This window comes from Nostoc flagelliforme FACHB-838 (assembly GCF_014698065.1).
GTDB classification, from domain to species: Bacteria; Cyanobacteriota; Cyanobacteriia; order Cyanobacteriales; family Nostocaceae; genus Nostoc; species Nostoc flagelliforme_B.
Genome location: NZ_JACJSI010000347.1, coordinates 1 through 6,125, shown reverse-complemented (window position 1 = coordinate 6,125; position 6,125 = coordinate 1). Strand labels below are relative to the sequence as shown.

At 37.7% G+C, this 6,125-nt stretch carries 8 protein-coding genes and 1 pseudogene; 7 read left to right on the top strand and 2 right to left on the bottom strand.

Annotated elements, in window-relative coordinates; translation table 11 throughout:
• From H6G97_RS43260 to H6G97_RS43240, 5 genes are all read left to right on the top strand, one after another.
• On the top strand, nt 1-346 hold a 346-nt coding region (locus H6G97_RS43260; protein WP_242055999.1), incomplete at its 5' end, for a DUF192 domain-containing protein.
• Nucleotides 347-495: 149 nt separating this feature from the next.
• A complete protein-coding gene (locus H6G97_RS43255) occupies nt 496-822 on the top strand; it encodes a hypothetical protein (RefSeq protein ID WP_190916943.1) in 327 nt (108 codons plus the stop codon).
• Nucleotides 823-1,058: 236 nt separating this feature from the next.
• Nucleotides 1,059-2,240 carry a nucleotide-binding protein gene (locus H6G97_RS43250; RefSeq protein WP_199350069.1) on the top strand — a complete coding sequence of 394 codons (1,182 nt, stop codon included), beginning with the start codon at nt 1,059-1,061 and terminating at the stop codon, nt 2,238-2,240.
• A 20-nt stretch (nt 2,241-2,260) separates the two neighbouring features.
• Nucleotides 2,261-2,947 (top strand): hypothetical protein, encoded by a 687-nt coding sequence (locus H6G97_RS43245; RefSeq protein ID WP_242055998.1) that lies wholly within the window; start codon nt 2,261-2,263, stop codon nt 2,945-2,947.
• Nucleotides 2,948-3,144: 197 nt separating this feature from the next.
• Nucleotides 3,145-3,738: a DUF6753 family protein gene (locus tag H6G97_RS43240; protein ID WP_190946670.1), complete on the top strand. Its 594-nt coding sequence runs from the start codon at nt 3,145-3,147 to the stop codon at nt 3,736-3,738.
• Nucleotides 3,739-3,742: 4 nt separating this feature from the next.
• On the opposite strand, the gene H6G97_RS43235 is transcribed toward H6G97_RS43240, so the two are convergent.
• Entirely contained in the window at nt 3,743-4,396 is a 654-nt protein-coding gene (locus H6G97_RS43235) for a response regulator transcription factor (protein WP_190946669.1), read from the bottom strand.
• Nucleotides 4,397-4,652: 256 nt separating this feature from the next.
• On the opposite strand from H6G97_RS43235, the gene H6G97_RS43230 reads away from it, so the two are divergent.
• Complete coding sequence (locus H6G97_RS43230; protein WP_190946668.1) at nt 4,653-5,411, top strand: sensor histidine kinase; 759 nt, start codon at nt 4,653-4,655, stop codon at nt 5,409-5,411.
• Nucleotides 5,412-5,622: 211 nt separating this feature from the next.
• Nucleotides 5,623-5,865, top strand: a complete 243-nt coding sequence (locus H6G97_RS43225) for a hypothetical protein (protein ID WP_179070171.1) — start codon at nt 5,623-5,625, stop codon at nt 5,863-5,865.
• Here the strand turns inward: H6G97_RS43225 and H6G97_RS43220 are convergent.
• Nucleotides 5,862-6,125: pseudogene (locus H6G97_RS43220) on the bottom strand (hypothetical protein); the annotation flags it as partial. The gene H6G97_RS43225 and the pseudogene H6G97_RS43220 overlap by 4 nt on opposite strands.

Here is a 6,125-nt window from a genome sequence, read left to right as displayed (position 1 = left end):
GCGCACATTTAACTTGGAAGCCGCTTCTACGCCAGAGCAATTAGAGAAAGGGCTGAAATTTCGCTCATCCTTAAACGGCGATGACGGAATGTTATTCAATCTGGGAGGAGAAATTTATAATGTGCCTTTTTGCATGTACAAGGTAAATTTTCCTTTAGACATCTTTTATCTTAAGGACAATGTGGTGACAACTGCGGTTTACAATGCTAAACCGTGCTACAAAAACCCTTGCCCCATCTACAAGGGGAAAGTTGCCAATCAAGTGCTAGAGCTAGCAACAGGCGCTGCCAATATCAAGGTTGGCGATCGGCTTAACATCCAACCGTTATCATCAGCCAAAGAATAATATCAGTGTTGATAGCGGTAATTCTTTGAGAACCGAAAATAATCGCTAGTAATTGTATAACGTATTTTTGAAAAATCAAGAAACCATAGTACTGAAAAAAACAGTACCTAAATAGCTTCGTGTGTTGAATCAAATATGGCAATCTATTTATGGGAAGAGTATGGACATATTGGGAATTTGATCACCCTTTGGGTAGCACGGTGCGGGTAATCTCTACCCCATTAGGGCTAGAGATATTTACTGAAGATGTGTTCAACATTGTTGCAGCAGAATTAAATAACGAGAAGGTAATACTGATGAATATTCACAGTCAAGAACGTTATGTAGTTATTGAAGAAGAGGTAGTAAAAATAAAAACTTTAAATTTTACAGCCATCAATAGCTTGAAGACGATTGTCAAAGCGGATTTGATTAATAAATTTCTGCATTGGGTACGAATTAAAATTCGACCGATATTTCAAAGACAGTATCTGTAAAACAATTGCAGATTGCCGATAGCGTAGCGTTAGCGAAGCGGTAGCGAGGAACGAGCGTCCGTAGGAGCGTCTTGTAGATAAGAGAATTGACGATAGCGTAGCGTTAGCGACGTAGGAGCGTCTTTTAGATTTATTCCGCCCACTTTCCTGCTGGGCTTGTACCAAAAACATTCAATCTCCAATCTGCCCTATTCAATCTCCAATCTTCTCGGTCAATATCAAAAGGAAGAAGAATAATGACTATTAAGATAGCCAACGATAATAACCGAAATACTAGCAACAATCTGGCAGATCAACCCTTTAGTAATACACCGTTTAATAATATAGCACCCAACAATGCAATAGAAAAAGACACTAGTAATATAGATACCGACAGCCCAGTGCCCGACAATATAGCACCCAAGAATGTAACAGAAGAAAACACTAGCAATACAGATCCCGATAGCACAGTACTCGACAATCTACCACCCAACAATGTGACAGAAGAAAACATTGGTAATACAGAGTTAGACAGCCTAGCACCCGACAATATAGCACTTAACAATGCGATAGAAGAAAACACTAGTAATACACAGTCTAATAATCCAGTATCCGAAAATAATAATAAGAATAACAACAATAAAAATAATCCAGAACAACTAAGAAGATTAGTAATGGTGACAGGAGATAAAGGAGGTGTTGGTAAGTCAACGTTTGCCAGAGGTTTAGCGCAAACTTACATAGATAACGCAGTAAAATTTGTCGGGTTGGACGCGGATAATTCTAATCCACACTTGATCAGATTTTATGAAAACGCTGCAAACATTCATCGTTTAGATATATCTAATTCAGATAAATTAGACGAATTTGTAGATAATTTAAAAGAATTAGTCTATCCCAAATCAAAAGAATCTGGGAAAAATCAAGAGGAAAAATCTTTGATACTACTAGAAACGCCATCACAATTTCTGCCAACTTTAAAAATTTTAATAACCGAGATGGGGTTTTTAGATGTGGTAAATAATAAATGTAAAATGCGGGTGACGATAGTAGTAGTTATTAGCACAATAATTGATTGTATAACTCAACTACTAGAATTATATAGTTTCTGCGGTGATCGGGTTGATTATGTAATAGTAAAAAATTCGTTTTACGGGGAGGCGGAACAATTTGCTTTTTATGATAACTCACAAAAAGTCAAAGAAATAGAACAGCAGGTAAAAGCAACAGGGCATGATTTCACGAGTATAACTATGCCAAAACTAGCGAAAAAATCCTACGATTATTTAGATGTGAAAAATCTGACATTTAGACAAGGACTTGAACAAGATGAATATCCGTCTGTATTTGGTAGAGTCTTAAGCTGGCTGAACAACTTTAAAGGGCAAATAAAGCTAAAAAAAGATTTATTTGGTATAGAGAAGATTTTATCTGAATAGGAATAAAGATGTCAAAGAGAATGATTATAACTGTAGGAGATGCGCGGGTGGGTAAGTCTACAGTTATCAAGCTATTGCTAGAAATGTTCGCCCAACAAGGAAAACGGATAAAGGTTTATAACCAAGAATCATTTCCTGTATTTCCGGCTTATGAACATATAGCAACCATTAAGAAGTTTAATTTATTAAATGACGATGCTGATGCAATAACAGATGGCTTAAATCATCCTGAGTTAGATGTGATGATTGTTGATATGCCCGGACAAGATATTGAAAAAGTAATTCAATATATTGAAAGTGCTAGCTTATTTGAGGTTCTAGTAAAATTTGGTTGGAATTTAACATTTCTCCAACCTATTTCTCACAGGGAAGACTGCATATATTACTTAAATGCAATCATCCAGAACGCGACTAATAACGCCAACTACGTGGTAGTGAAAAATTACCATTTTGCGCCAGAGTTTAGAGAATATGAGGAGAAGATGCGGAAAAAGCTGTTAATCATAGGAGGGACAGAAGTAGAATTAATGGCTCTACATCGGAATCATTATCAAGCGATGGAAAAGGCTGATAAACCATATTCACAAGTTTGCCAGGATCTATCAATAATTTTATTTTGGAGAAGCTTCATTTTTCAGTGGATTAAAAAGTTTCGTCATTCAGTGATGAATAACAATTTGGCTATTAAATATCTAGGGCTTGATTGATGACCAAAAGTAGGGTGTAGTGTTTAAGACAATTAAATTTTAGTTGCGTCAAGGAGTTGAACATTTTCTTGATTCCCCAATACCTGCAACCCCACACCCTTTCATCCAGTAATACCAGGGATTTACGCTTAACAAGCGTGCCATTCCCCCCACTAATTTTCCCTACACCCTACACCCAATACCTGCAACCCTACCTTATGACACTACAAGACACATTACAAGGCTACTCCCCATCAGAACAAAAACGCATAGTTGAAGGGGCATATCAACTAGGAATTACACCTGATGATCCAGTTTTTAGGATGATGGCGACACTGGGCAGATATGAAGAAACGATCATAGACCTCCAGGCAAGAATGGAGGCAATGATAGAAGCATGGGCGGCGCTGATAGACCAAAAACTGGAAAAGACAAGCAAACAAGCCGAGTCAATGCATTATACAGTTGTCTCTAGTGCCGTGCGTGATGAGATCAAAAAAAGCAAGCCCACCGACACAGGCATGAAAGTGCAGGCAGGCTGGGGATTGGGAACAGTATCTCTTGTGTGTGGATTAGTAGCGGCTGGCAGTACCTTGCTGGGTTCGCTGACCACATGGAATCTGGTGCAAAATATAGGAACGAATCAGTCAGTAGTAGTCTCACGTAACGATCTTAAGATTCTCCAATGGGCAAAATCCCAAGAGGGTAAGCAAATGTATCAGATAATCTTGAAGAATCAAGCAGCAATTGAAGCCTGTCAAACACAGCAGAGTAAAACCCAGGGCTATTGTTTAATTCAAGTAGGTAAGTAAGTAGCTAACCTACTTTTAGGTAATCTTGTTCAATGTACCCAAGTTTACTAGCTTCAATCAGAGCATTGACGCGATCCTTGACATCTAACTTCGCAAAAATCTTGTTAATATGGCCTTTAACGGTACTTTCAGTAATAAATAACCGCTCGGCAATCAGCTTATTAGAAGAACCATCTGCCATCAAAGAGATAATTTGCATTTCAGTGGCACTAAGATGATCTTGGTAACTCTTCCCCTTAATTTTCTGCTGGAAGAAAAAATTATGTCGGCTAATATCAGGGTCAAAAAAAGACTTGTTATCGTAGAATGTGGTTTTAATTGCTTCTAAAATCAAAGGAACATTATTCTTTTTGAGAATGTAAGAATCAGCGCCGGCATTTAAAGCTGATTGAACAGTGCCTTGAGAAGAATGGGAAGAAAGAACAACAATTTTAGTCTTGCTATTGACTTTGACCTCTTTGATCACTTCTAGCCCCGATATGTCGGGTAAACCAATATCCACCAAAATCACATCGGGATTTAATTTCTTAACTAAATTAATCCCTTCAATACCAGTACGAGCAACGCCGACCATTTCCATATCTGGTTGTTGATTGATAGCAGTAGTGATCCCCAACCTAATGAGTTCTTCATCCTCAATGAGCGTTAATCGAATCATAAATCACTTCGATTATAAGATGACTCAATATTTATAGCATAGTTGTTGGTGTTAAGCCTTTTACTTTTTATGTCTGTAATATAAAATATAAGTAGGAAAAAATTTTTCCAGATAAATGAAAAAAACTTTAGTACTAAAGTTGGATTGGATAATTTTTTTTATAACTAAAATAAAAGTATTCTTAAATCTTGTAGACATAATTAGCACTTATTTATAAAAGTAGCCAAAATAACCATCTGTCATTGGAAACATAGTTATGCAACAGGAAGTTTTAAGCAAACAGTTGGATTTATCAGCCTTACTCCATGACGTGTCAAATTCTTTTAAAGGGGCATCGTTGATTGTAAATCAGTTAATTGATGGCGCTTATGGATACTCTTTAGAAGAAATCAGACCATTTCTGATAGCCCTACGGGATACTAATGACCGGGGTATGAGCTTGGTTGAAGCTAATAGAGTCTCTCAAGAAGCTAAACCAGTAACAGTAGCTCAGTTTGATATGTTGAGTTTTTTACAAACAACTTATTCTCTATTCAAGCCAATAGCGCAGTATCATTCCTTGAATCTCCATTATGAAACTCAATCATCGTACAAGCATGGAACGCAAGTACAGGGTGACAGCATAAGTATTGACAGAATGCTGTGTAATCTTGTGACAAATGCTATTAAGTACACTCTTGCCGGAGATATCTTTTTAAGGCTGCTCAATCAAGAAGATGATTTAGCGATCGAGATTGAAGATACCGGCTGTGGAATTGCCGCAGAACAACTATCAAATATATTTATCCCATTATGGCGAGCGCCAAATAGCAATTTATTACATCAATCAGGGATGGGATTAGGACTGTACATCGCCTTATGTGTGGCTCATGCTCATGGTTTGAGGATAAGCGTAAACTCAGTAGCTAAACAAGGAACCAAATTCACCATTATATTTCCTTACAAAGATGACGGGATCTATGGGGTTGATGGTAGGATGTTGCCATTCGTCAAGTCGCTCTGCTCCAATTCGTAATTGCTAATGGGCTGCGCCCCGCTACGCTAACGTAATTCGTAATTAATACCCCATGAATAAATTCAGGGGCTTAGAATATAGAGCGGGAGCATTTCTTTGTCTTCCATAACTGATCTTGGGGCTTATTCCCGAATGAACTAATTATTAATTTTGTCCGTAATTACGAATTACGAATTACGAATTACGAATTATTTATCGCAGAGGTTACAAGATGCGTTACCTATATGATGTGAAACTTTGGGACAGAATCGAAACAGGAGTGGAATTTCTAATTTTTGTGGCTTTGATGATAGCGGCAATCATTAAACTGGGGCACAACGATTTTCTACAAGCATTGTTTTACATAGTATTAGCTGTCATCATCTCACCCTGGTCACAATTCGAGCGGGTGACTAAGCGATATGTCTTAGTAAGTGCCTATATTCTTGGGTTGTTTGTCGGGTATTTTAGTTAGTCTAACTCTGGTCCGTCGGGAGATTGCTCGTTTTGTTGTTGCTGTGACGGTGACTGTTGCTGTTGCACTCTTGTATCAAAGTTGATTAGCTTTTGTATTTCTTGTGGTGAAAGGTGATTGTGTATTACTTTGTATCCTTCCTCTTCTTCTACTTTATAAGCACTAAAAGCCGATTGATTATCACTTTTGCGCCAAACAGTCAGACGCTGCATACCTTCTCTCATCAACAAATTTAATTGATAAGCCATGCCTTCATAGAC